Below are 332 nucleotides of genomic sequence, written 5' to 3'. Positions count from 1 at the left end.
AGCTTGATGACGTTGGCTGGCTGCCAAAGCGAACGTAAAGGTCAGCATCACCTGTCCCAGATGCTGAATTAACCGTTAAGGTATTTACGCCACTTGGTAGCGTGAGTGTTTTGTATACCCATTGATCTTTATTCGCACTAAGGTTTGGCCATTGCTCAGAACCTCCATTATCTGGGGGAGTTGTTGAGTCAAAACTCGCGACTAAGCTAACGCCACTGTATGCTGCATAACCAGATAACATGACGTAATATTTACCCGTTTGAATTGGGCTAATATCACAGGTTTCGTTATTACCGGATTTGTAAGGGCGGCAATCGTAGCTGCTAGCTGTC

Annotated in this window: 1 protein-coding gene; it reads right to left on the bottom strand. The window is 45.5% G+C overall.

Annotation, left to right across the window (positions count from 1 at the left end):
• Window positions 1–332 (bottom strand): PPC domain-containing protein (locus CWC11_RS20540; protein WP_212748100.1); only part of this gene is annotated, 332 nt, incomplete at both ends.

The organism is Pseudoalteromonas sp. S3178 (genome assembly GCF_005886985.1).
In the GTDB taxonomy this organism is placed as follows: domain Bacteria; phylum Pseudomonadota; class Gammaproteobacteria; order Enterobacterales; family Alteromonadaceae; genus Pseudoalteromonas; species Pseudoalteromonas carrageenovora.
The sequence above is the reverse complement of the archived record's forward strand: the minus strand, read 5'-3'. Positions and strand labels throughout refer to the sequence as shown.